At 68.6% G+C, this 24,184-nt stretch carries 22 protein-coding genes; 9 read left to right on the top strand and 13 right to left on the bottom strand.

Features of this window, described 5'->3' with window-relative positions; genetic code table 11:
* Positions 1-97: 97 nt before the first annotated feature.
* The gene (locus tag VAR608DRAFT_RS15320; protein ID WP_157730987.1) at positions 98-1,882 is read left to right on the top strand and encodes a hypothetical protein; all 1,785 of its coding nucleotides are present in this window, start codon (positions 98-100) and stop codon (positions 1,880-1,882) included.
* 268 nt (positions 1,883-2,150) lie between these two features.
* On the opposite strand, the gene VAR608DRAFT_RS15325 is transcribed toward VAR608DRAFT_RS15320, so the two are convergent.
* Positions 2,151-3,089 (bottom strand): LysR family transcriptional regulator, encoded by a 939-nt coding sequence (locus VAR608DRAFT_RS15325; protein ID WP_088954833.1) that lies wholly within the window; start codon positions 3,087-3,089, stop codon positions 2,151-2,153.
* Positions 3,090-3,200: 111 nt separating this feature from the next.
* On the opposite strand from VAR608DRAFT_RS15325, the gene VAR608DRAFT_RS15330 reads away from it, so the two are divergent.
* Positions 3,201-4,328, top strand: a complete 1,128-nt coding sequence (locus tag VAR608DRAFT_RS15330; protein ID WP_088954834.1) for a YeiH family protein — start codon at positions 3,201-3,203, stop codon at positions 4,326-4,328.
* A gap of 4 nt (positions 4,329-4,332) precedes the next feature.
* Here VAR608DRAFT_RS15330 and VAR608DRAFT_RS15335 read toward each other — a convergent pair whose 3' ends face one another.
* From VAR608DRAFT_RS15335 to VAR608DRAFT_RS15350, 4 genes are all read right to left on the bottom strand, one after another.
* Positions 4,333-4,953, bottom strand: coding sequence for a DUF2242 domain-containing protein (locus tag VAR608DRAFT_RS15335; RefSeq protein WP_231973521.1), 621 nt, complete (start codon positions 4,951-4,953; stop codon positions 4,333-4,335).
* Between the two features lie 147 nt (positions 4,954-5,100).
* On the bottom strand, positions 5,101-5,739 hold the full coding sequence (locus tag VAR608DRAFT_RS15340; RefSeq protein ID WP_088954836.1) for a nucleoside/nucleotide kinase family protein: 639 nt from the start codon (positions 5,737-5,739) through the stop codon (positions 5,101-5,103).
* Positions 5,736-7,013: a Glu/Leu/Phe/Val family dehydrogenase gene (locus VAR608DRAFT_RS15345; RefSeq protein ID WP_088954837.1), complete on the bottom strand. Its 1,278-nt coding sequence runs from the start codon at positions 7,011-7,013 to the stop codon at positions 5,736-5,738. Before VAR608DRAFT_RS15345 ends, VAR608DRAFT_RS15340 begins: the two co-directional genes overlap by 4 nt.
* A gap of 84 nt (positions 7,014-7,097) precedes the next feature.
* Complete coding sequence (locus tag VAR608DRAFT_RS15350; protein WP_088954838.1) at positions 7,098-10,082, bottom strand: L-glutamate gamma-semialdehyde dehydrogenase; 2,985 nt, start codon at positions 10,080-10,082, stop codon at positions 7,098-7,100.
* 98 nt (positions 10,083-10,180) lie between these two features.
* Between VAR608DRAFT_RS15350 and VAR608DRAFT_RS15355 the strand changes: the two genes are divergently transcribed.
* Positions 10,181-10,660, top strand: a complete 480-nt coding sequence (locus VAR608DRAFT_RS15355; RefSeq protein WP_088954839.1) for an Lrp/AsnC ligand binding domain-containing protein — start codon at positions 10,181-10,183, stop codon at positions 10,658-10,660.
* A 30-nt stretch (positions 10,661-10,690) separates the two neighbouring features.
* Here the strand turns inward: VAR608DRAFT_RS15355 and VAR608DRAFT_RS15360 are convergent, their stop codons facing one another.
* From VAR608DRAFT_RS15360 to VAR608DRAFT_RS15370, 3 genes are read right to left on the bottom strand one after another with little or no spacing between them, the layout of a single operon-like run.
* Positions 10,691-11,938 (bottom strand): metal-dependent hydrolase family protein, encoded by a 1,248-nt coding sequence (locus VAR608DRAFT_RS15360; RefSeq protein ID WP_088954840.1) that lies wholly within the window; start codon positions 11,936-11,938, stop codon positions 10,691-10,693.
* Between the two features lie 9 nt (positions 11,939-11,947).
* Positions 11,948-12,454 (bottom strand): GAF domain-containing protein, encoded by a 507-nt coding sequence (locus VAR608DRAFT_RS15365; RefSeq protein WP_088954841.1) that lies wholly within the window; start codon positions 12,452-12,454, stop codon positions 11,948-11,950.
* A gap of 20 nt (positions 12,455-12,474) precedes the next feature.
* Positions 12,475-13,842, bottom strand: a complete 1,368-nt coding sequence (locus VAR608DRAFT_RS15370; protein ID WP_088954842.1) for an MFS transporter — start codon at positions 13,840-13,842, stop codon at positions 12,475-12,477.
* Here VAR608DRAFT_RS15370 and VAR608DRAFT_RS15375 point away from each other — a divergent pair.
* Positions 13,792-14,907: a LysR family transcriptional regulator gene (locus VAR608DRAFT_RS15375; RefSeq protein ID WP_231973522.1), complete on the top strand. Its 1,116-nt coding sequence runs from the start codon at positions 13,792-13,794 to the stop codon at positions 14,905-14,907. The genes VAR608DRAFT_RS15370 and VAR608DRAFT_RS15375 overlap by 51 nt on opposite strands.
* Here the strand turns inward: VAR608DRAFT_RS15375 and VAR608DRAFT_RS15380 are convergent.
* Entirely contained in the window at positions 14,904-15,590 is a 687-nt protein-coding gene (locus VAR608DRAFT_RS15380; protein WP_088954844.1) for a YggS family pyridoxal phosphate-dependent enzyme, read from the bottom strand. The two genes, VAR608DRAFT_RS15375 and VAR608DRAFT_RS15380, sit on opposite strands and share 4 nt — an antisense overlap.
* A gap of 38 nt (positions 15,591-15,628) precedes the next feature.
* Here VAR608DRAFT_RS15380 and VAR608DRAFT_RS15385 point away from each other — a divergent pair, with 38 nt between their 5' ends.
* The 3 genes from VAR608DRAFT_RS15385 to VAR608DRAFT_RS15395 are packed head-to-tail and all read left to right on the top strand — an operon-like array spanning position 15,629 to position 18,797.
* Positions 15,629-16,672 (top strand): type IV pilus twitching motility protein PilT, encoded by a 1,044-nt coding sequence (locus VAR608DRAFT_RS15385; RefSeq protein WP_088954845.1) that lies wholly within the window; start codon positions 15,629-15,631, stop codon positions 16,670-16,672.
* Positions 16,673-16,702: 30 nt separating this feature from the next.
* Positions 16,703-17,839, top strand: a complete 1,137-nt coding sequence (locus VAR608DRAFT_RS15390) for a PilT/PilU family type 4a pilus ATPase (RefSeq protein ID WP_088954846.1) — start codon at positions 16,703-16,705, stop codon at positions 17,837-17,839.
* 37 nt (positions 17,840-17,876) lie between these two features.
* Complete coding sequence (locus VAR608DRAFT_RS15395; RefSeq protein ID WP_088954847.1) at positions 17,877-18,797, top strand: NAD(P)-dependent oxidoreductase; 921 nt, start codon at positions 17,877-17,879, stop codon at positions 18,795-18,797.
* A 121-nt stretch (positions 18,798-18,918) separates the two neighbouring features.
* Here the strand turns inward: VAR608DRAFT_RS15395 and VAR608DRAFT_RS15400 are convergent, their stop codons facing one another.
* On the bottom strand, positions 18,919-19,716 hold the full coding sequence (locus VAR608DRAFT_RS15400; protein ID WP_088954848.1) for a BON domain-containing protein: 798 nt from the start codon (positions 19,714-19,716) through the stop codon (positions 18,919-18,921).
* Between the two features lie 195 nt (positions 19,717-19,911).
* On the opposite strand from VAR608DRAFT_RS15400, the gene VAR608DRAFT_RS15405 reads away from it, so the two are divergent.
* Complete coding sequence (locus tag VAR608DRAFT_RS15405) at positions 19,912-21,402, top strand: patatin-like phospholipase family protein (protein ID WP_157730989.1); 1,491 nt, start codon at positions 19,912-19,914, stop codon at positions 21,400-21,402.
* A gap of 22 nt (positions 21,403-21,424) precedes the next feature.
* Here the strand turns inward: VAR608DRAFT_RS15405 and VAR608DRAFT_RS15410 are convergent, their stop codons facing one another.
* Together VAR608DRAFT_RS15410 and VAR608DRAFT_RS15415 are read right to left on the bottom strand one after the other, a co-directional pair.
* Complete coding sequence (locus VAR608DRAFT_RS15410) at positions 21,425-22,060, bottom strand: SIS domain-containing protein (RefSeq protein WP_088954850.1); 636 nt, start codon at positions 22,058-22,060, stop codon at positions 21,425-21,427.
* A gap of 27 nt (positions 22,061-22,087) precedes the next feature.
* Positions 22,088-22,468, bottom strand: coding sequence for a YraN family protein (locus tag VAR608DRAFT_RS15415; RefSeq protein WP_088954851.1), 381 nt, complete (start codon positions 22,466-22,468; stop codon positions 22,088-22,090).
* Here VAR608DRAFT_RS15415 and rsmI point away from each other — a divergent pair.
* The gene (rsmI, locus tag VAR608DRAFT_RS15420) at positions 22,468-23,403 is read left to right on the top strand and encodes a 16S rRNA (cytidine(1402)-2'-O)-methyltransferase (RefSeq protein ID WP_088954852.1); all 936 of its coding nucleotides are present in this window, start codon (positions 22,468-22,470) and stop codon (positions 23,401-23,403) included. The genes VAR608DRAFT_RS15415 and rsmI overlap by 1 nt on opposite strands.
* An 18-nt stretch (positions 23,404-23,421) precedes the next feature.
* Here rsmI and VAR608DRAFT_RS15425 read toward each other — a convergent pair whose 3' ends face one another.
* Positions 23,422-24,150, bottom strand: coding sequence for a glutathione S-transferase (locus tag VAR608DRAFT_RS15425; RefSeq protein WP_088954853.1), 729 nt, complete (start codon positions 24,148-24,150; stop codon positions 23,422-23,424).
* Positions 24,151-24,184: the final 34 nt, after the last annotated feature.

Raw genomic sequence — 24,184 nt, forward strand, 5'->3', positions numbered from 1 at the left:
TCTTCTGCTGTTTGTCGCAGCAGGCATATTGGCAGCAAGCGGCAATGAAGGCCGTGGTGGGTTCAGCGCGTTCGCGGCGCCCCTACCCGGCGACATCGTGGACAGCGCCCTGAACATCGTTCCGGCGCAGTACACCGCCATGGCGGCCCAGTTGAGCAAGGACGCCGGCATCGCCTACCGGTACGGCCCGGACGCCATCTCCTCCGGCACGGCCAACACCGGCCCGGCGCTGAACAGGCGTGCGGACATCAAGCTAGCCGCACCGGCGCCCGACTATCCGTTCTGGTGGCAGGTCGGACGGCCCTCCGGCGATGCCGGTTCCTACTCGTCGAACCAGGCCGCGATCACCTTCGTGGCGGACAACACGGCGCAACGCGTGGGCGTGGCCGAGATCCAGGTCTCGAACTACATGTACGGCGTGTTTGCCCAGTCGCCGCAGCTGAGCTGGACGCGCGCAACCACTGCCGGCGGCGGCATCGACAGCATTACCGTGATGGACTATCGCGAGCAGGGCATCGTGAGCGGCGACCCGATCGCCGCAGGCCGCTGCGGCGGGCGACCCGGCTTCTGCGCCCAGGGCCTCGTCGCGTTCCAGAACGGCGTCATCGGGACGGTCGGCAGCAACACGGCCCACAACCGGGCGACGGTGAAGCTGCCCGCCAACAAGGTGCCGACGGCCATCGCGATGACCAACAACAGCGAGTTCGCCCTGGTCACGGTGTGGGACACGCAGGCACTCAAGGGCCAGGTGGCGGTCATCGCACTGGCAGGCCTGTGCGACGGTTGCGATCCACACGACGCCACCCGTTGGTACAACTACTGGCAGGAGTGGATGGGTGTGTATCCCGGCTTGCCGAACATGGGTGACATCGCCTTCATGAAGATCCTGGGCTACGTCGACCTGCCGGGCATCAACGCGCCCACCGAGATCGCCGTCACCACCGGCATGGACCAGTTCAAGACGCTCTATGGGAGCGGCCCGACAGCGGGCCAGTTCGTCGGCCTCGCGAACTCGCCGCTGACAAGCCACTGGCGGAAGTTCGCGAGCGGCGGCGCCCACTACTACAACTACGCCAAGGGCGGTGTGGCGGTGGTGATCTCCAAGTCGGAGCAGAAGGCCGCGTTCATCGACCTGAAGCCGCTGTTTGCCTACTTCAACGGCATGTACTTCAGCTCGAACGTGAGCCAGACGACCAACTTCGGCCAGGCGGCCAACCAGTGGCCGTTCACCTTCGACGTGCAGGCCTCGCAGAAGCCGACGGTGCTCAAGACGGTGTCGCTGGGTGCGCGCCCGACCGCGGTGAAGACCACGGTCTTCGGTTCCACCCCGCGCGCCTGGATCGCGACGCAGGACGGCACGCTGCACATCTACAGCCTCGACGGCTTCGCGCCGGGCGACGGCTGGAACACGGCGGCCAAGCCGATGGCAAGCAACATCGCCGAAGTGGGCAGCGTGACCGGCATCGGCCGCAATCCGACGTCGCTTGCGACCTCCAAGGGCGAGCCGGCCGACGACAGCATCGACTCGAGCAACCAGCAGGTCATCGTGGCCTCCCGCGGCGACAACAGGATCAACTGGGTGCGATTCGCATCCAACGGCAACAGCGGCAAGATCGTCCGCACCATCCGGCACAAGGAGATGAGGGACCTGATCGCGGTGGAGGACGCGGACAACTTCGCCAACCAGGGCTTTGTGCTGAGCGCGCTCGACTACGCCGGCAAGGCGGTACGCAACTACCGCTACGGTCCGGTGATCTTCACCGACGGCGGTGCATGCCCGGCGCCCAACGGCTGCCCGATCAACGGCGCCGTGGCCGAGTACGGTGGCGCGATGCCCTTGCCCGGCAAGCCCTTCCAGATGAACACCGCGAACGTGCCTTGAGCCTCGCCTCAGGGGTGAGCAGGATGTAGTGTCGCCGCCCAGGAGCGTTCGGAAACCTCGGCGTCCGGGTCCGAGATGGGCCGCAGGGATTCTTCAGCCGCGGCTCGGCGAGAGCGGCACCGCCTGAAGCGGCACCTCGACCGGCGGATGCGCCGGCGCGACGGGGCGGGCCTGGGCCGGCGACACGTCCTCGATCGCGCCTCGACTGCCTCGACTCCGACTACGCGCCCGGATGGGCACCGGCGTGCGCCACGCCCGCCCAGGGATCTCAGCCCGGCATCCCGAACACCGGCGTCGCCGCCAGGGCGCCCTCGATGAAGCTGCGCAGCGCCGGCGTAAGCTGCTTCTTCGCGTGCACGACCACGTGGCATTGGCGCACGATCCGGGGCAGCGTCGTGGCGACGCGAGCCAGCCGGCCGGCCTCGATCAGGTCGCGCACCACCCACGACGACAGGCAGGCCACGCCGAGGTTCTCCGCCGCCGCATGCTTGATCGCCTCCGAGCTGCCGAGCTCGATGACGCGCCTATAGGCGCGCAGATGCGGCAGCAATGCCTGGTCGGTGACCTCGCGCGTGCCCGAGCCGCTCTCCCGAACCAGCCACACCTGTTCGCGCAGCGCGCGCAAGGGCGCACGCTTGTCCTCGCCCGCGTGCGCGAGCGGATTGGCCGGCGAGGCCACCACTTCCATCTCGTCCTGCAGCCACGGCGTGACGGTCAGCGCGGGCTGGTGGCAGGAGCCTTCGATCAGCCCGACGTCCAGCTCGAACGCCGCGACCGCATCGCAGATCGACGCGGTGTTTCCGATCGCGATCCTCGACCGCCACGGTTCGGCGGCGCCAGGCGCCCATTGCGACATGAAGCGGGCCAGCAGCTTCGGCAGGACGTAGTTGCCGATCGTCGTGCTGGCGCCGATGCGCAGCGACTGCGCCTGTGCAAGGCCCTCGTGCGACATCTGTTCGATGCCGGCGGCGCCGTCCAGCAACGCCAGGGCGCGCGGCAACAGGGCGCGCCCGTTGTCGTTGAGCAGCAGCCGCTTGCCGACCCGATCGAACAGGTGCAGCGACAGCAGCCGTTCGAGTTCGTTCACGGCCGAGCTGGTGGCCGATTGCGACAGCGCGATCTCGTCGGCCGCCGCGGTGGTGGTGCCGCTTCGCGCGACGGCGACGAATATCTGGAGTTGACGCAGCGTCAGCCGCAAGACGTCCATGAAAGCCTCCTTAGCGATCAGATCGATTGGTCATAACCATATAACCCGTTGGACGGGTTCATGGCAACTTTTTAGAGTTCCTCCCGAGACACGCGACAAGGAACCCGAGCCATGAACCAACCAGCCGCAGCGAACGCCTGCGCCGCACCCGCGACGACCTATAGGGGCCCGCGCCTGCCCACGCAAAGTCGCCGGCTGCTTCCGGGCCTGGCGATTTGCGCGCTGCTGGCGGCCGCCGGAATCGCGCTCGGCGAGGTCGACTGGCTGCAGGCCCACGGCTTCAGCGCACTGACGCTGGCCATCGTGCTCGGCATGCTCGCCGGCCACACCGTCTATCCGCGCCTGGCGGCCGCCGGCGGCCCCGGCGTCGACTTCTCGAAGCAGAGGCTGCTGCGCGCCGGCGTCGTGCTCTACGGCTTGCGCCTGACGATGCAGGACATCGGACACGTCGGTCTGGCGGGCGTGGCCGTCGACGCGCTGATGCTGGGGTCGACCTTCGCGCTGGCCTGCTTCGCCGGCACGCGCTGGTTCGGCCTGGACCGCAAGACGGCGATGCTCATCGGCGCCGGCAGTTCGATCTGCGGCGCGGCCGCGGTCATGGCCACCGGGCCGGTCGTCAAGGCGCGGTCCGAGCAGGTGACGGTGGCCGTGGCCACGGTGGTCGTCTTCGGCACGCTGGCCATCTTTCTCTACCCGGTGCTTTTCGATCTCAGCCAGCAGTGGCACTTGATCCCCGGCGGCACGAACGGCTTCGGCATCTATGCGGGCTCGACGATCCATGAGGTGGCCCAGGTCGTCGCCGCCGCGCGCTCGGTGGGGCCGGAGGCCGCCGACACCGCCGTGATCGCGAAGATGGTGCGCGTGATGATGCTGGCGCCCTTCCTGATCCTGCTGTCGGGGTGGCTGGCGCGCGATGCGTCGAAGCAGGCCGGGCATGACGGCGCCCCGGCCGGCGTCCCGCACAAGACCCGTCTTGCGGTGCCATGGTTCGCCTTCGGCTTCGTCGGTGTCGTGCTGCTCAATTCCCTGCACGTGCTGCCCTCGCACCTGACCGGCATCGCGACCATGCTGGACACCTTCCTGCTGGCCATGGCCATGGGCGCGCTCGGCCTGTCGACCCATCTGGGCGCCATCCGCAAGGCGGGCGCCCGGCCGCTGCTGCTCGCCGCCATCCTCTTCGGATGGCTGGTGATCGGCGGTGCGCTGGTCAACCGGTGGGTTCCGGCCCTGCTGGGCTGAGCCCTCAGCCGCGCGTCGGCGACAGCGGCACGGCGCGCAGCGGCGCCTCGGCGGGCGGTTGCGCCGGGGCGACCGGCCGGACCTCGGCGGGACGGGCCTGCGGGGGCGCTGCCGCCTCGTCGATGACGGACTCGGGCAGGTAGCGCTCGATCAGCGAGAAGAAGCGGTCGTAGAAGCGGTCGTCCGTCAGGGTTTCGCTCGCCACCTTGACCATCGCGTCGTCGCTGGACGAGAACGGCAGCGACAGCGAACCGATCGCGCCCACGCCGAGGCTCGCCGAGTTGTTGACCTTCTTGACGCCATAGCGGTCCTGCAGCGCGCTCGCGAAAGCGATGGTGCTGCGCGCCTTGCCGCCCTCGCGCGCGCAGACCACGCGGAACTCCACCTCCACGTGCACCTCGGAGGCCGGCTGGAAGCTCTTGCGGCCGGTCACCAGCTCCTGGGTGGCCGCCGTGATCATGTAGCCCTGGCTCAGGAGCGCGCGTCGCGCGGCCTCGCAGGTCCTGGCCTCGCTCGCGGTGAAGCTGCGCGTGTGGGTGGTGGTGGAGTCGAATTCTTCCGGCTCGTAGCTCACGCGCTGGCGTTCGGTGACGCCACAGCCGGAGACGAGGACGGCAACGAGCAACGCAGCCGCGGCTGCAAGGGAAGACGAAGGACGCATGTCGGCAGGGAATAAGGCAAATCGGGGGCAATGCTAGCGGCAAGCCGCCCGGTTGGACATCACGCGAGAGCGGACGTTCCCGTTGACTTGCCCGATTCGATCAGTCGCCGATCAGTCGCCGATCAGGATCACGTGCTGCGCCCTGCCGCGCGTGGCTGCGATGCGGCGCGCGTTCGGCTCGTCGGTGTGCTCCACCCAGGCGAGCGCCGCGTCCCGGCTGCGCCCGAACTGCTCGTGGCGCCGCACGAGGCGCTCGCGCCGCAGCGCGTCGTCGACGTCGACATACCAGACCTCGTCGAGCAGCGCCGCGGCCCCGGCCCACGGGCCCTCGTCGAGCAGGAGGTAGTTGCCTTCGGTGATGACCAGCTGCGTCTGCGGTAGGACCGCGATGGCGCCCGCGATGGGTTCCTCGATCTCGCGCCGGAACTCCGGCGCATAGACGATCTCGCTGCCCTGCTGACGGCCCTGTTCGCGCAGGCGCCGCAGCAGCGCCACGTAGCCCGCGCTGTCGAAGGTGTCGGGCGCACCCTTGCGCTCGGCCCGGCCGAGGCGCCGGAGCTCGACGTTGGCGAGGTGGAAGCCGTCCATCGGCACCACCTGCGCGCATCCGGGCGGCAGTGCGTCCAGCAGCGCCTGGGCCAGCGTCGATTTGCCGGAGCCCGGCGCCCCGACGAGGCCGAGCAGCCGGCGCTGCCCGCCGGCCAAGAGGCGCTCGATGCGCGCCAGTGCGGAAGCCGGCAGCTCGATCACGGGTAGAGGCCGCGCTCCTGGCGCGCCATCAGGATCCGGTCGCAAGCCACCGCGTAGGTCGCGGTGCGCAGCGTGATCCTGTGCTGGTCGGCCTTGTCCCAGATGCTGTTGAGCGCATTCATCATGATGCGGTCGAGGCGCTGGTTGATCTCGTCCTCGCCCCAGAAGAAGGACGAGAAGTCCTGCACCCACTCGAAGTAGCTCACCGTCACGCCGCCCGCGTTGCAGATCACGTCCGGCACCACCAGCACGCCGCGGTCGGCCAGGATGTCGTCGGCTGCCGGCACGGTCGGGCCGTTCGCGCCTTCGAGCACCAGCTTCGCCTTGGTCTTCTTCGCGCGCTCGGCGGTGAGCTGGCCTTCGAGCGCGGCCGGGATCAGGATGTCGCAGGCCACGTCCCAGAAGCCTTCGTTGGAGATGGTGTCGCCGCCCTTGAAGCCGATGATGCCGCCTTCCTTGCGCGCCTGCTCCACGAGCTTGGCCATATCGAGGCCCTTGTCGTTGATGACGGTGCCGGTGTGGTCCTGCACCGCGACGATCTTCGCGCCCGCTTCGGCGAAGAGTTCGGCGGCCACCGAGCCCACGTTGCCGAAGCCCTGCACCGCGACGCGCGCGCCCTTCAGGTCGAGGCCGAGGCGCCGTGCCGCCTCGCGGCCGGTGACGAACACGCCGCGGCCGGTGGCCTTGACGCGGCCGAGCGAGCCGCCCAGGTGCAGCGGCTTGCCGGTGACCACGCCGGTCGACGTGCCGCCGACGTTCATGGAGTAGGTGTCCATCATCCACGCCATGATCTGCGCGTTGGTGTTCACGTCGGGCGCGGGGATGTCGCTGTGCGGGCCGATGATGATGCCGATCTCGCTGGTGTAGCGGCGGGTGACTTTCTCGAGCTCCGTCGGCGACAGCTTCTTGGGATCGACGCGGATGCCGCCCTTGGCGCCGCCGTAAGGCAGGTTGACCGCCGCGGTCTTGATGGTCATCCAGGCCGCGAGGGCCATGACTTCCTCCAGGTTGACGTCCGGGTGGAAGCGCACCCCGCCCTTGCCGGGACCGCGCGACAGGTTGTGCTGCACGCGGTAGCCCTCGAAGTGGGCGATGGTGCCGTCGTCCATCTCGATCGGCACGTCGACGATCAGCGCGCGCTTCGGGCGCTTGAGCGTCTCGACCCAGCGGGCCAGTTCGCCCAGGTAGGGCACGACGCGGTCGACCTGCGACAGGTACGTGCCCCACGGACTGTTGGCGGTCGGCTGGACGTAGGAAAGGGTGGAGGAACTCATTGAGATCTCGTGTTGTTGAACGATGGGCGCGACGATAGTCCTCCGCCGCCCGCCGCGCCACGGCTATGCGCGTTGCTTTGCCCGTTATGCGTGAGCGGCAAGCAGGGCCGCATTGCCGCCCGCCGCGGTGGTATTGATGGTAAGCGTCTGCTCCGCGCAGAATCGCAGCAGGTAGTGCGGCCCGCCCGCCTTCGGGCCCGTGCCGCTGAGCCCCTCGCCGCCGAAGGGCTGGACGCCGACCACCGCGCCGATGATGTTGCGGTTGACATAGATGTTGCCCACGTGCGCGCGGGACGCCAGCGCCTGCGCGCGGCTGTCGATGCGCGTCTGGATGCCCATCGTCAGCCCGAAGCCGAGGCTGTTGACCTCGTCGATCACCGCCTGCGGATCGCCGGACCAGCGCACGATCTGCAGCACCGGGCCGAAGATTTCCGCCTTCACGCTGGCGACGGAGGGCACCTCGTAGGCGCGCGGCCCGAGCAGGTTGGGCAGCGCCTGCGCCGGCTCGCCCGCGCCGACCACGGTCTTGGCTTCGGCTTCCAGGCGCTGCAGGTGCCGCTGGATGCCCTCGAAGGCCTCGCGGTCGATGACCGGGCCGACGTCGGTCGAGAGCTGCGCCGGATCGCCCGCCGCCAGCTCCTTCGCTGCGCCGGCGATCATCGCGATCACCTCGTCGGCGATGCTTTCGTGCACCAGCAGCAGGCGCAGCGCCGAGCAGCGCTGGCCGGCCGAGCGGAAAGCGCTCTGCACCACCGCATCGACCACCTGCTCGGGCAGGGCCGTGGGGTCCACGAGCATCGCGTTGATGCCGCCGGTCTCGGCGATCAGCGGCACGATCGGTCCCTCCTTGGCGGCCAGCGCGCGATGGATGATCTTCGCCACCTGCGTCGATCCGGTGAACACCACGCCGGCCACGCCCGGCGCGGCCACCAGCGCGGCGCCGACGGTTTCGCCGGCGCCGTGCAGCAGTTGCAGCGCCTGTTGCGGCACGCCCGCCGCATGCAGCAGCTTGACCGCCTCGGAGGCCACCGCCGGCGTCTGTTCGGCCGGCTTGGCGAGCACCGTGTTGCCGGTCGCGAGCGCCGCCGCGACCTGGCCCAGGAAGATCGCCAGCGGGAAGTTCCACGGGCTGATGCAGACCCACGGACCGCGGCCGGTGAGGCGCAGTTCATTGCTCTCGCCGGTCGGGCCGGGCAGCGCGACCGGCCGCATGATGCGCTCGGCCTCGTCCGCGTAGTAGCGCAGGAAATCGACGGCCTCGCGCACTTCGGCGATGGCGTCGGTCCAGCTCTTGAACGCTTCCTTGACCAGCAGCGCGCAAAAGCGCGGCAGGGCCGCTTCGAGCGCATCGGCCGCATGACGCAGCACCCCCGCGCGCTGCGCGACCGGCGTGTGACGCCACGCCCGGAAGCCGGCGGCGGCGGTAGTGACCGCTGCGGCGGCGCGCTGCGGATCGAAGGCCGGCACGACCGGCACCGTGGTCGCCGCCCAGGCATCGAGCAAGGGGGCGCGCATCGACTCGACCGCGAGGTCGAGCCCCTGGCTGTTGCGCCGCGCGGGCGGCGGCCCGTAGAGCGCGGGCGGCAGGGGCAGCGAGGTCTCCTTGTCGAGCCAGAGCGGCGAGGAGAGCAGCTCGCCCATGCCGACCGACTCGTCGCCGAGCTGGTTGACGAACGACGAGTTGGCCCCGTTCTCGAGCAGCCGGCGCACCAGGTACGCCAGCAGGTCCTTGTGCCGGCCCACCGGCGCATAGACGCGCACCGGCACGCCGGTCGTCTTCATGACTTCGCGGTAGATGCCCTCGCCCATGCCGTGCAGGCGCTGCAGCTCGAAGGGCACATTGCCGGCCCCGCCGGCCATCTGCAGGATCGCCGCGATCGTGCCCGCGTTGTGGGTCGCGAACTGCGGGTAGATCGCGTCCGGCGCGGCCAGCAGCGCGCGTGCGCAGGCCAGATAGCTCACGTCGGTATGGTGCTTGTGCGTGAAGACCGGGTAGTACGGCAGGCCCAGTTCCTGCGCGCGCTTGATTTCGCCGTCCCAGTACGCGCCCTTGACCAGCCGGCACATCAGCCGCAGCTGGTACTTGCGCGCGATCGCGGCGATGTGCCCGACCAGTTCGAGCGCGCGCGTCTGGTAGGCCTGCATCGCGACGCCGAAGCCGCGCCATTGCGGGCGCTCGGCCGCCACGCGCGCGGCGAGCGCCTCGAACACGTCGAGCGACAGCTCGAGCCGGTCGACCTCCTCGGCATCGATGGTGAGGTTCAGGTGCGCATCGGCCGCCAGCTCGCACAGCTGCCACACGCGCGGCACCAGCTCGCGCATCACGCGCTCCCGCTGCGCGTCCTCGTAGCGCGGATGCAGCGCGCTCAGCTTGATCGAGATGCCGTCGTTGTCCTCGGGCCGCTCGGCGTTGCCCGCGGCGGCTGCGATCGACCGGATCGCATTGGCGTAGCTGTCGAGATAGCGCTGCGCATCGGCTTCGGTGCGCGCGCCCTCCCCCAGCATGTCGTAGCTGAAGCGCAGCGCGGCATGCCGGCGATGCGCCGAACGCGCCTCGGCCATCGCCTCGTCGATGGTCTGCCCCAGCACGAACTGGCGGCCCAGCAGCTGCACCGCCCGCAGCGTGGCCGCCACCACCGTGCGTGCGCCCAGCCGCGCCATCAGCCCGGGGCCCGGCTCCGCATCGCCGTTTCCGTCGGACAGGTGCGGCAGGAACTTCTTCGACAGCGCGATCGCCGATGACGAGAGCCGCGCCAGCGTCGAATCCGCCGCGCCTTCGAAGTTGGCGCGGCCGAGCTGGTCCGCCGTGAGCGCGATCGCGGTCTCGGCGTCGGGCACGCGCAGCAGCGCCTCGGCCAGCCGCATCAGCGCCAGCCCCTCGGCGCTGGAGATCGGGTATTCGCGCAGCAGGCTTTCCATGGCCCAGAACGGCGGCGGCCGGTCGCGCACCGCGCGCACCCAGGGTGTGGCGGCGGGCACGACCGCCTCCCAGTCGAACGCGCCCTTCAGCGCGGCAAGGCGGTGGGCGACGACGTCGGCTTCGGGGCGGTAGGGCGTGGGCAGGCGCATGGCGTGTTCTCGTGAAGATCGAATGGATGCGATCGTCCGCCTTCTGCCGCCGAGTTATTCACCAAAAATGATCGCAGCCGCCGGATAATTCACCAGCCATGAGCGCCGAACTACCCGGTCTCGACCGGATCGACATGAAAATCCTGAAGGTTCTTCAGGAGGACGGCCGCATCTCGAACCTCAAGCTCGCGGAAGCCGTGGCCCTGTCGCCGACGGCCGTGCTGGCGCGGGTCCAGCGCCTCACGCGCGAGGGCTTCATCCTCGGCTACGAGGCGCGCCTCGATCCGCACAAGCTCGGGCGCGGCTTCACCGTGTTCGTCGAAGTGCTGCTGGACCGCACCACGCCCAACGTGTTCGACGAATTCAAGGCCGCGGTGCAGGTGCGCGACGAGATCATGGAATGCCACATGGTCGCCGGCGGCTTCGACTACCTGCTCAAGACCCGCATGGCCGACATGGCCGCCTACCGCGAGTTCGCGGGCACGGTGCTGTGGCAGCTGCCGGGCGTGCGCGAGACGCGGACTTATGCGGTGATGGAAGAGGTCAAGAGCAGCGCGCGGCTGCCGCTGGGTGCTTGAAATGGCTCGCCCCCAGGGCGAGGCTGTGGGTCAGCCCAATCCCGCGTCGAACTGGATCACGCCTTCCTTCATGACCAGCGGAATCCGCTCGCCCTGCCCGAGCAGGCAATGGATGTCTTCCAGGGGATTGCCATCGACGACCAGCAGGTCGGCCAGCGCACCGGGCACGAGGCGGCCGAGGCGGTCGCTCATGCCGAGCACCTCGGCGCCGACCACGGTGGCGCTGGCGATGGCCTCCGCGGGGGAAAGCACTTCGGCGCGCAGGCGGAATTCGTCGCTCTGGAGCCGCTGCGATTCGCCCAGCAGGTCGGAGCCGAAGCCCATCTTGACGCCGGCAGCCTTGTAGATCTCCAGCGAGCGCAGGCCGGCTTCGCGCACGTCGGCCACCTTGGCGACGCTTTCCTTCGGCAGGCCGTAACGCTCGCCCTCGTTGGCCAGCGCGTCGTAGGTGACCAGGGTCGGCACCACGTAGGCCCCCGCCTGCGCCATCAGCGCGGCGGTCGGCGCATCGACGAGGTTGCCGTGCTCGATGGTGCGCACGCCGCAGCGCACGGCGCGCGCGATGGCGGCCGCGGTGTAGGCATGGGCGAGCACGTAGGTGTCCCTGGCGCGGGCTTCCTCGACGATGGCCCGGATTTCGTCCTCGCAATAACCGAAGGCGCCGACCGGATCGGTGGGCGAGGCGACGCCGCCGGAGGCCATGATCTTGATCTGGTCCGCGCCCATCTGGAGCTCTTCGCGCGCGGCCTTGCGCACCGCGTCCACGCCGTCGGCCACGCGTGCCAGCGCACCGACGCGCACGCAGCAGGGGCATTCGGTGGCGAGGAAATCCGAGCGCGCCCGCATGTCGCCATGCCCCCCGGTCTGGCTCAGCGCGCGGCCCGAGACGAACAGCCGGGGACCCTGCGCGAGCCCCGACTCCACCGCCTGCTTGAAGGCATGGCCGGCACCGCCCGCATCACGCACCGTGGTGAAGCCGCGCCGCAGCATGCCGCGCAGGATGGGCACGCTGCGCAGCGTGATGAGCACGTTGGGCATGTGCACCTGCCGCGCGAGATTCAGCTCCACGGCGATCACGTGCACGTGCAGGTCGATGAGCCCGGGCATCACGGTGCGGCCGCGGACGTCGATGGTGCGCGCGGCCTGGGTGCGGATCGGCCGGTCGGAGACCTCCTTCACCAAGCCCTGTTCGACCAGGATGTCGCGCCCTTCCTGCAACTCGCCCAACAGGGGATCGAGCAGGGATGCGTTCTTGATAAGCAAGGAGGTCGTGGTCATGGTGTTGCCTCAAGAGGAAGGATCGTCCGCCGGCGCCAGCGCCATGACGGCGGGCACCGCCAACTGCGCGAACACGGTCGCGAGTTCGACATGGTGAACCTGGTACCAGTTTTCCTGGTGCAGGAGATTGAGCGTCCCGATCGTCTGCTCGCGCCAGCGCAGCGGAATGTTCAGCACGCTCTCGCAGCCCAGCGAATGGATCAGCGCATGGTCGAAGAAGACCTCGCGGATGTCGTCGGCGTTGCGGCCGATGTAGGGCAGGCCGAGGCCCATGACCTGCCGCATCCACTGTGAATCGGTCACGGGTTTGCGCCCCTGCACGGGGTAGCTGTCCGGCATGTTGCTGTAGACGCGCTCCGACTCGCGCTGCGCGCGGTGGTGGACCAGGATCGTGAACAGCCGGTGGCCGATCGTCTTCGCGAGCGCGTCATCGAGCGCCGCGAAGGTGGCTTGCGGCTGCTGCGCATCGCCGTGGGCGCGGGCCACGCGCGCGAGTTGCGCAATGTCGGACGGCATCTGGGACAAGGGACTCCTCCTCAATGCAGCTCGGAGGCTGCGATCTCTTCCAGCGAACGGCCGCGGGTCGGGACGCCGAGGACCATCACGGCCGCCGAGCCGAGCAGCAGCACGGCGGTCGTCATGCCGAACACGCCGGCGAAACCCGCCACGGGATGGATGAAGCCGACCAGGATCGGCGCCGTGATGCCGCCGATGCGCCCGATGGCCGACGCAAGCCCGGCGCCCGTGGCGCGCACCTGCGTCGGGAACACCTCGGGCGTGTAGGCATAGACGCCTGCGTAGGTGCCGTTCATGAAGAAGGACAGCAGCACGCCTGCCAGCATGATCTGCCCGTCGCTGTGCGTGAACGCGAGCCCCAGCGCGGCGATGCCGCCCAGCAGCATGTAGCCGACGATGGTCGCCTGCCGGCCGATGCGGTCGTTGAGCCAGGCGGCGGAAAAATAGCCCGGCACCTGCGCGAGATACATCACCAGCGAATAGCCGAAGCTCTTGGTGATCGTCATGCCGCTCTGCACCAGCAGGCTCGGAATCCAGGTGAAGAAGGAGTAGTAGCTGAAGGTGATCGACAGCCACATGAGCCACGTCATGCCGGTGATGCGAAAGAGCCGGCGCGAAAGCAGCGTCGCGTAGTTCTTCCGCAGGCCGCCGCGGCTGTCGCTCGGCGGCGGGGCGGCCACGTCCTGCGGATCGAGCGCGGGCAGCGCATGCCCGGCGCGCACGAGCCGGGCCTCCACGGCATCCATGACGGCGTCGGCCTCGGCGGTGCGCCCCTGGCTTTCGAGCCAGCGCGGCGATTCGGGCAGTACGCGGCGCCACCACAGCAGCATCAGCACCGGCGTGGCCGTGATGAGGATGACGATGCGCCAGCCCGCCGGATGCGCCGGCACGATCAGATAGCCCAGCAAGGCCGCCGCCACGAATCCGAACGAAAAGAAACCCGCCAGTGCGCCCGTGAAAGCGCCCCGGTAGCGTCGCGCCACGAATTCCGACAGGTAGGGCGCGATGATCACGCTCTCCGCGCCCGTGCCGAGCCCGGCGATGACGCGCAGCGCCAGGAAGCTGCTCCAGTCGTCGACCAGCGCGCTGAAGAGCGACGCGACGCAGTAGACCGCCAGCGCCGACATCATGACCTTGCGCCGGCCGATCAGGTCGCCGAGCGATCCGGACAGAAGCGCACCGAAGAAGAAGCCGATGAAGTTCGCGCTCGCGAGCACCCCGATCTGCACGCTGCTGAGCTCCCAGGCCGTGCGCAGCACCGGCAGCACGAAGGCGATGACGGCGGCGTCCATGGCATCGAAGGTGTAGCCCAGTCCGCCGACCAGGAGCAGCTTGCGGTGGAAGCCGGAAAACGGCAGGCGCTCGATGCGCGCCGACAGAACGGTCATGTGAAACCCCTTGTCTCCGTGTCTTTCGATGGCGCTTTTGTGGCGCTGGGCCGGATCGTAGGGAGAGCTTCTTATAACGACAAATTTATACTTTCCATGGTCGTTATTGATGGCCTGAATGTCGTGTCCTCACCCACCACCTACCGCAATGCCGACTTGAACCTGCTCAAGGTGTTCGAGGCCCTGATGACTGAAGGCAACGTGACACGCGCGGCGCAAAAGCTCTCGCTCACGCAGCCCACGGTCAGCAACGCGCTGCGCCGCCTGCGCGAAACCTTCGACGACCCGCTTTTCATCCGCAGCGGCACGGGCATCCGGCCGACGCGGCGCGCGATCGATCTGTGGGAGCCGCTCGCAGAGGCGCTGCAGACGATCCGCGGCACCCTGGAGATCGACAGCTTCGATGCGCGGCGCAGCATCGCGACCCTGACCATCGCGATGTCGGACTACGTTGCCAGCATCGTGGTGCCGCGTCTCGCCAGCCAGTTGAGCCGGCTCGCGCCGTCGATGCAACTTCACACCATTCCGAACGTCCTGGTCGATTTCGGTCCGGTGCTCGCGAACAACCATGCGGATTTTGCGATCAGCGTCTATGCCGACGAGGTGCAGCGGCCCCCCTTCCTCAAATCCCGCGCGCTCTGGTCGCCGGGCTTCGTCTGCGTCATGCGCGAGGACCATCCGCTCGGCCGCCTCGCGCGCATTCCGCTGAAGAAGTTCCTGGCCGCGCGACACATCGACGTCAGCCTCGGCGGCAAGACGCTGCCGACCTACGACGTGTTCCTGCGCAGCCGCGGTCTGCAGCGCAACCTGGTGGCGACGGTCAACCACTACGCCACGGCCTACGACGCGGTTCGCAGCTCGGACCTCATCGCGGTGCTGCCGCTATCAAAGGGACTGGACCCGCCGCGCCTGGCGGGGCTGCGCCTGGTGCCAGTGCCTCTCGAAGCGCCGCCGCGCATGGTGGAGCTGTTCTGGCACCAGCGCCACGAAACCTCCGCACTGCATCAATGGGTCAAGGGCGTGCTGCTCGAGCTCTTCGAGCAGCCCGGCAACGCGCCAGCCTAGCGCCGCCCGAAGATCGCCGTGCCGACACGCACCATCGTGCTGCCGGCCGCGATCGCGGCTTCGAGGTCGGCGGACATGCCGAGCGACAGGGTGTCGAGCGCGATGCCGTCGGCTCGGATCGCGTCGAACACGCGGGCGGCCGCGAGGAACAGCGCGCGCTGCGACTCGAAATCAGGCGCCGGCTCGGGGATCGCCATGAGGCCGCGCAGACGCAAGCGTGGCAACTTCGCCACAGCGCGCGCCAGCGCCAGCGCCTCGCCCGGGGCCACCCCCGACTTGTTGGCGCCGGCATCGACATTGACCTGCAGGCACACCTGCAGCGGCGGCAGTTCGGCGGGCCGCTGCTCCGACAGCCGCTGCGCGATCTTCAGCCGGTCGATGCTGTGCACCCAGTCGAAGTGCTCTGCCACCACGCGCGTCTTGTTGCTCTGCAGGGGGCCGATGCAATGCCATTCGAGCTTGCCCTGCAGGTCCGCGAGCGCCTCGATCTTGGCGACGCCTTCCTGCACGTAGTTCTCACCGAAGGCGGCTTGGCCGGCCGCCTGTGCCTCCCGCACCACATCCGCGGGGAATGTCTTCGACACCGCAAGCAAGTGCACGCTTGCGGGGTCGCGTCCGACAGCCGTGCATGCCGCCACGATCCGCTCCCGAACATGCTGGAGGTTGTCGCCAATCATCGTCATAATCGTCAAAGCGTATCAAAACGTCACCGAGGAACTTCGTGGACATCACCCAACTGCTGGCCTTCAGCGTCAAGAACAAGGCGTCCGACTTGCACCTTTCGGCCGGCCTCCCGCCCATGATCCGGGTTCATGGCGACGTGCGCCGCATCAACGTCGACGCGCTCGACCACAAGGCCGTGCATGCCATGGTGTACGACATCATGAGCGACACCCACCGCAAGCACTACGAAGAGTTCCTCGAAGTGGACTTCTCCTTCGAGATCGACGGCCTCGCGCGCTTCCGCGTCAACGCCTTCAACCAGTCGCGCGGCGCGGCCGCGGTGTTCCGGACCATTCCGTCGAAGATTCTCACGCTCGAGCAGCTCAACGCGCCCAAGATCTTCGGCGATCTCGCGCTCAAGCCGCGCGGCCTCGTGCTCGTGACCGGCCCGACCGGCTCGGGCAAGTCGACCACGCTGGCGGCGATGATCAACTACCTCAACGAAACCGAATACGGCCACATCCTCACGGTAGAGGACCCGATCGAGTTCGTGCACGAATCCAAGAAGTGCCTGATCAACCAGCGCGAGGTCGGGCCGATGACGCTGTCCTTCGCCAACGCGCTGCGCTCCGCCCTGCGCGAAGACCCGGACGCGATCCTGGTCGGCGAAATGCGCGACCTCGAAACCATCCGCCTCGCGATGACCGCGGCCGAAACCGGCCACCTCGTGTTCGGCACGCTGCACACCTCGTCGGCGGCCAAGACCATCGACCGGATCATCGACGTCTTCCCCGGCGAAGAGAAGGAAATGATCCGCGCGATGCTGTCTGAATCGCTGCAGGCCGTGATCTCGCAGACGCTGTGCAAGACCAAGGACGGCCAGGGCCGCGTGGCGGCGCACGAGATCATGCTCGGCACGCCGGCGATCCGGAACCTGATCCGCGAAGGCAAGGTCGCGCAGATGTATTCGTCGATCCAGACCGGCAGCGGCCAGGGCATGCAGACGCTGGACCAGAACCTCACGGACCTCGTGCGGCGCAATGTCATTTCTTCGGCCGAGGCGCGCGGCAAAGCCAAAATCCCCGAGAATTTCCCCGGCTGACTTCCCAAGCCGCCGAACCGGAGCATCGATATGGAACGCGATCAGGCCAGCCAGTTCATCAACGACCTGCTGAAGCTCATGGTGAGCCGCAACGGCAGCGACTTGTTCATCACCGCCGACTTCCCGCCGGCGATCAAGGTGGACGGCAAGGTCACCAAGGTGTCGCAGCAGGCGCTCGGCGCGCAGCACACGCTGGCGCTCACGCGCTCGATCATGAACGACCGCCAGACGGCCGAGTTCGAGCGCACCAAGGAGTGCAACTTCGCGATCTCGCCGACCGGCATCGGACGCTTCCGCGTCAACGCCTTCGTGCAGCAGGGCAAGGTCGGCATGGTGCTGCGGACCATCCCCGCCAAGCTGCCGACCATCGACGGCCTCGGCATGCCGCAGGTGCTCAAGGACGTCGCGATGACCAAGCGCGGGCTGTGCATCCTGGTCGGCGCCACCGGCTCGGGCAAGTCGACCACGCTGGCCGCGATGATCGACTGGCGCAACGAGAACTCCTACGGCCACATCGTGACGGTCGAGGACCCGGTCGAATTCGTGCATCCGCACAAGAACTGCGTGGTGACGCAGCGCGAGGTCGGCATCGACACCGACAGCTGGGAAGCCGCGCTCAAGAACACGCTGCGCCAGGCGCCCGACGTGATCCTGATGGGCGAAATCCGCGACCGCGAGACCATGGAGCACGCGGTGGCCTTCGCCGAGACCGGTCACCTGTGCATGGCCACGCTGCACGCCAACAGCGCCAACCAGGCGCTGGACCGGATCATCAACTTCTTCCCCGAAGAGCGCCGCGCCCAGCTGCTGATGGACCTGTCGCTCAACCTGCGCTCGCTGATCTCGCAGCGCCTGATCCCGACCGAAGACGGCCACGGCCGCATCGCCGCGGTCGAGGTCCTGCTGAACACGCCACTGATCTCCGACCTGATCTTCAAGGGCGAGGTCGGCGAGATCAAGGAGATCATGAAGAAGAGCCGCAACCTCGGCATGCAGACCTTCGACCAGGCGCTGTTCGACCTCTTCGAAGGCCGCGCGATCTCCTTCGAGGACGCGCTGCGCAACGCCGACTCGGCGAACGACCTGCGGCTGCAGATCAAGCTCAACAGCCAGCGGGCGCGCACCACCGATCTCTCGGCCGGCACCGAGCATTTCGCGATTGTTTGAGCGTTCGTTCCCCAGGCTTGCGCGCTAAGCTTGGGGAATGAGCAGCCTTACACCCAAAACCTACGACGCCATCCCCCCGCAAAAGGTCGCCTTTCTCGGCCTGGGCGTGATGGGCTATCCGATGGCCGGCCATCTTGCGCTGGCCGGTCACAGCGTGACGGTCTACAACCGGACCGACGCGAAGTCCAACGCATGGATCGACGAGTTCAGGCCGATTGCCAAGGGCACGCTCGCCCATTCGTCCACGCCGCGCGGCGCCGCATCGAATGCGGACATCGTCTTCTGCTGCGTCGGCAACGACGACGACCTGCGCTCGGTCGTGCTCGGCGAGAACGGCGCGTTCGCGGACATGCCCAAGGGCGCCGTGTTCGTCGACCACACCACTGCATCCGCCAATGTCGCGCGCGAGCTTTCCAGGGCCGCGATCGAACGCGGCCTGCAGTTCATCGATGCGCCGGTGTCCGGCGGACAGGCCGGCGCGCAGAACGGCGTGCTGACCGTGATGTGCGGCGGCGACTCGGCCAGCTTCGACCGCGTGAAGCCCGTCATCTCGGCGTTCGCGCGCGCCTGCACGCTGCTCGGTGAAAGCGGCGCCGGCCAGCTCGCGAAGATGGTGAACCAGATCGCGATCGCGGGCCTCGTGCAGGGCCTGTCCGAAGCCATCGCCTTCGGCATGCGCGCCGGCCTCGACATGAACGAGGTGCTCGGCGTGATCGGCAAGGGCGCGGCGCAGAGCTGGCAGATGGACAACCGCGGCAAGACGATGATCGCGGGCCAGTTCGACTTCGGCTTCGCGGTCGACTGGATGCGCAAGGACCTCGGGCTGGTGCTCGACGAAGCCAAGCGCAACGGCGCGCGCCTGCCGGTGACCGCGCTGATCGATCAGTTCTATGCCGACGTGCAGCAGTCCGGCGGCAAGCGCTGGGACACGTCGAGCCTGATCACGCGCTTGAAATAGGCTCCCCCCCAAGCCGCTTCGCGGCTCCCCCCTCTCTCGCCTTCGGCGGGAGGGGGGCGCACCCGGCGGCCCGGCGAAGCCGGTTCCGCGGGGGCCCTGGGCTGGGTTGTCGCGGACGTGATCAGCGGATCGGGGTTGCCACGACGCCGCTGTTGGCCGGCGCCGATGACGGCGACGCGGGCAGCGGCTCCATCGGCGGCAGCGGCACGCGCGAGCTGGAGGTCGATGCCGGCGTGGTCGAAGACGAAGTGCCCGAAGAAGATGACGACGACCCGCCCATCGACGACAGCGGCTGCTGCGCCTTCAGGTCCGCGAGTTCCTGGTCGCTGATGATTTCCACGATGCGCACCACCTTCTGAACGCCCGAGGTGTTGCGCGCGACGTCGGTGGCGCGATCGGTCTCGCGGCGCGTCGCGATGCCCATCAGATAGACCACGCCGCGCTCGGTCACGACCTTGAACGAGTTCGCGAAGATGTCGCTCTGGTCCAGCAGCGAGGCCTTGACCTTGCCGGTGATGAAGGTGTCGTTCGAGCGGTCCGGGAAGCTGCTGCCCGGCCCCACCACCACCTCGTTGACCACGGAGCGCACGTTGTCCACGCGGCGGATCGTGTCCTCGACCTTGCGCTTGTCGGCCTCCGAGCCCACCGTGCCGGTGAGCAGCACCTGGCGGTTGAAGCTCGTGACCGTCACGTTCATGTTGTCGTTCGCGATCTCGCGCACGCGCGAGGCGCCGCGCAGTTCGATCGCCTGGTCGTCGAGCTGCGCCGTCGATGTGCGGCGATCGGTCGCCACCATGCCGGCGCCCGCGACCGCGGCGCCTCCGACCACCAGCGGCGCGCAAGCGGACAGGCCTGCCAGCGATACTGCGCCTGCAGCCAATGCGATCGCGATGCGTTGTGCGGTGGTGGTCGTCGTCATGGATCGAAGCCTTCCTGCTTGTATTGAGTGACTGGGTCTTCGATGGTAGCCCAGCGACATGGATCGTCGGTTACGACCTGTCATCCGACGTCCCTACAATTTGCTGCACGGGTGTTGCCCGCCGCGATCGATGGCGCGGTTGTTGCAAGCACCCGCCGCGTCAATTCGTATGCGATCGAGCGAGAAGGACCTCACTTGAATCAACATATTGAGCCGAAGACTCGCCTGGCCCGCAGACTGGCCAGCGCAATCCTGCCGCTGGCGGCGCTCATCCTGGCCGGATGCAACGCGATGGCGCCGGTCAATCCTAAGATCGAGCACGTCGATCTGAACAGCGGCTATCGCGTCGGCAACAGGCTCAAGCACACCCACAGCGCCAAGAACGACCCCGACACGTTGTTCCTGCTGACCTTTTCCGGCGGCGGCACGCGCGCGGCGGCCTTTTCTTACGGCGTGCTCGAAGAACTCCGCCGCACGAACGTGCAGGTCAACGGCAAAAACGTGAACCTGCTCGCCGAGGTCGATGCCATCGCGGGCGTCTCGGGCGGCAGCTTCACCGCGCTCGCCTATGCGCTGTACGGCGACAGGCTGTTCACCGAATACGAGCCCCGCTTCCTCAAGCGCGACGTGCAGGGCGCGCTCACGCGGCGCGCGCTGGATCCGCTCAACTGGTTCGCGCTCGGCAGCGGCTCCTACGGCCGCTCCGAGCTCGCCGCCGACTACTACGACGAGATCCTGTTCAACGGCGCGACCTTCGACGACCTGATGGACAAGCCCACCCCGGTCACCGCCGTCACGGGGACCGATCTCTCGACCGGGGCGCGCTTTCCGTTTTCGCAGGACCACTTCGACCTGCTGTGCTCCGACCTCGGCAAGGTGCGCCTCGCGCGCGCGGCGGCGACCTCGTCCGCGGTGCCGGCGGTGCTCTCGCCGGTCACGTACCACAACTACGGCGGCCATTGCGGCGCGGTAATGCCAGCCTGGGTGAGCGACGTCACCCGGCCCGAGAACCCTGCGCGCCCGGCCGGGCGTGCGCTTCTGCGCTATCGCGAGATCCAGAGCTTCCAGGACAGCGAGGACCGGCCGTACCTGCACGTGGTCGACGGCGGCGTTTCCGACAACCTGGGCTTGCGCGGACTGCTCGTGGCACTCGAAGAAGTGGAAGCCAGCCCCGCCTTCCAGGAGCAGGTGGGCCTCAAGGACTTGCGCCGGATCGTCGTCGTGGTGGTCAACTCGCGCTCGGCGCCCGACACCGACTGGGACCGGCGGCCGCGCGCGCCAGGCATCGTGTCGCAGCTCTTCCAGTCATCGAGCGTGCCGATCGATCATTTCTCCTCCGAGTCGGTCGAGCTGCTGAAGGACATCGCGCAGCGCTGGGCCGACAAGCGCGAGCTCGAAATTGCCGAGCGCCGGCTCGCGGGCATGTCGAGGGCGCAGGCCGAAGCCTCGGTGCCCAAGCTGCGCTTCGACGCCATCGACGTGAGCTTCGAGTCCATCGCCGACCCCGAGGAGCGGCGCTACTTCATGAACCTGCCGACCAGCTTCGTGCTGCCCGACGAGGCCGTCGACCGCCTGCGCGAACTCGGCGGACGCCTGCTGCGCGAGACGCCGGCGTTCCGCGAGCTGCAGGGGCGCATCGCCGAAAGCGCGACCCCCTCGCAGCGCAAGCCCGCTTCGCAGCCCTAGATGCCGGTGCGCGCGCGACCGCTCAGGTCGACAGCAGCGAGGAATCGGTGTCCTGGTCGCCGAGCAGCTGGGCATCGACGCCATCGCACAGGCAATGCAGCGTGAGCAGGTGGACCTCGTGGATGCGCGCCGCGCGCTCGTGCGGCGCGCAGACCAGCACGTCGGTCTCGCGCAGCGCACGCCCCACCGCGCCGCCGTTGCCGCCGCCCGTGTTGCCCGCGTTGCCGAGCAGCGCGATCACCGTCATGTCGCGCGCGTGCGCGGCTTCGACGGCCGCGAGCACCGTGGCCGATTGGCCGCTCGCGCTCAGCGCCAGCAGCACGTCGCCGGCCTGCCCCAGCGCGCGCACCTGCCGCGCGTAGCGGTCGGTGTCGGCCGCATCGGGCGTGTCGGCGGCCGGATCGGCGGCATCGCCCTGCAAGGCGAGCGCCGCGAGCTCGGGTCGCTCACGCTCGAAGCGGCCGACGAACTGCGTCGCGAACTGCGCGGCCAGAAAGCCGGACACGCCGGCGCCGCACGAAAGAATCTTGCCGCCGCTGGTCACGCAGGCGAGCAGGGCCTGCATGGCTTGGGCGATCGGTTTTTCGAGAAGGGGACCGGCCTGGTATTTCAGGTCGGCGCTGTCGATGAAATGCTGCTGAATCCGTTGCTCAAGCATGGGGCCGGATGATAACGACCCGCCGCGTCAGCCGGCATCGAAGGCGCCTTGGATCCACTCGATGCGCTCTTCCACCAGCACCACGTCGAAACGGCATGGCGGCAGCGTGCTCAGCCGGCTCAGGTAGTGCCGCGCCGCGAAGACGATGCGCCGCTGCTTCACGCCGGTGATGCTGCCGCCCGCGCCGCCGTGGGCGCCCGATGCGCGCCTGCGCACTTCGACGAAGACCAGCGTGCCGTCACGCGGGTCGCGCATGACGAGGTCGATCTCGCCGCCGCCGCGGCCCGGCGTTCGATAATTGCGCACGACCAGTTGCAGGCCCGCCGCCTGCAGATGGTCGAGCGCTGCATCCTCGGCCGCATCGCCGCGCGCCTTGGTCGTGATCTTCTTGTTATGGAGAAATCCCATTGAACTCCCTCGCTCCCGCTTCGTTCGGCGCCGCGCTCCAGGCCGCGAGCGACGCTGCGGGCGCGCAGCATTATCCGCAGGGCACGCTGTACGTGGTCGCCACGCCGATCGGCAATCTCGCCGACATCACGCTGCGTGCGCTGCACGTGCTGCAGATCGTCGACGCCATCGCCTGCGAGGACACGCGCCACACCCAGAGCCTGCTGCGCGCCTACGGCATCGAGAGCCCTTCGGCGCGCTTGCTCGCGGTGCACCAGCACAACGAGGCCGAGGCGGCGCAGTCCGTCATCGCGCGGCTCGCGAACGGCGAGCGCATCGCCTACGTGAGCGACGCCGGCACGCCCGGCGTGAGCGACCCCGGGGCGCGCCTCGTCGCCGCCGTGCGCGAGGCGGGTTACCGGGTGCTGCCGCTGCCGGGCGCGAGCAGCGTCACGACACTGGTCGGCGCGGCCGGGCTGGTCTCCGAAGGTGAGCACTCCAGCGCCTTCGTCTTTGCCGGGTTCCTTTCGAGCAAGGCCGGCGAGCGCGATGCCGCGGTGCTCGCACTCGCCAACGAGCCGCACAGCGTGGTGCTGCTCGAAGCGCCGCATCGCATCGAGGCGCTGGCACGCGCGCTCGCGGTGCTCGGTGACCGCCCTGTGACGGTCGGCCGCGAGCTGACCAAGCAGTTCGAAGAGATCGCCACCGTCGCTGCCGCATCGCTGCCCGAATGGTTTGCGCAAAGCCGCGACCGCACGCGCGGCGAGTTCGCGCTGGTGCTGCACCCCAGGCCGGTCGTGACGGGCGAGAACGCCGAAGGCGAGCGCGTGCTGCGCCTGCTGCTGGCGGAGCTGCCGCTCAAGAGCGCGGTGCGCCTCGCAGCGGAGATCAGCGGTGCGCCGCGCAATGCGCTTTACGACACGGCCCTGCGCCTGCGGGACGAGGCCAACGACTAGGCGCTTTCACCCTGGAACTCAGCCGTCGAGCTCCGGATAGGCGCGGAAGATGCCTTCCTCGTTGAACGAGATGCGACGCGGACTCTGCAGGTAGTCGTGCACCCGCTGGCGCCGGGCCACGTTGGCGTACAGCTTCACGATCGCCGGGGTGTGCGCCAGGGCCCGCGCCGTCGCCTTGGGAAAGGCATAGCGCAGCCCCGCCACGAGCTGGAACAGCGAGAGATCGGCATAGCTCAGCGAATCGCCGACCAGGTGCACATCGCCGGCCGGATTGCGCTGCAGGATCCGCTCGAACCAGTGGAAGAACTTCGGAATCCGCTCGTCGCGAAATGCCTTCGCACGTTCCAGCGCCGCGTCGCGCTGGTCCTCGTAGTAGAGACCGGTCGAGATCGGATGGTGCGTGTCGTGCACCTCCGCCACCGCGTCGGCGACGGTGAGCTGGATCTGGTGCGTCCAGAGCGCGTCGAGCTCGCCCACCCCCGCGAGGCCGAGGCGCGGGCCGAGGTAGAGGAGGATCGCCGCCGTCTGCCCGACGACCACGTCGCCGTCGACCAGGAAAGGCGGTGCGAACGAGGGGCGCGGATTGTCCGGGTCGCCCAGCTTGCGCATCAGCGCCGATTCGCCGCCGCCCTTGGCCGGCGGCTCGCGCGCCACGTCGACATACGCAGCGCCCGCCGCTTCGAGCGCAAGACGGACGAATTCGCCGCGGCCCTGGATCGTGGGCCAGTAGTGCAGTTGATAGGCCATGCGTCGCTCCGAGGTCACATAAGGCACGCAGCAT

It is taken from the genome of Variovorax sp. HW608, assembly GCF_900090195.1.
GTDB lineage: Bacteria > Pseudomonadota > Gammaproteobacteria > Burkholderiales > Burkholderiaceae_C > Variovorax.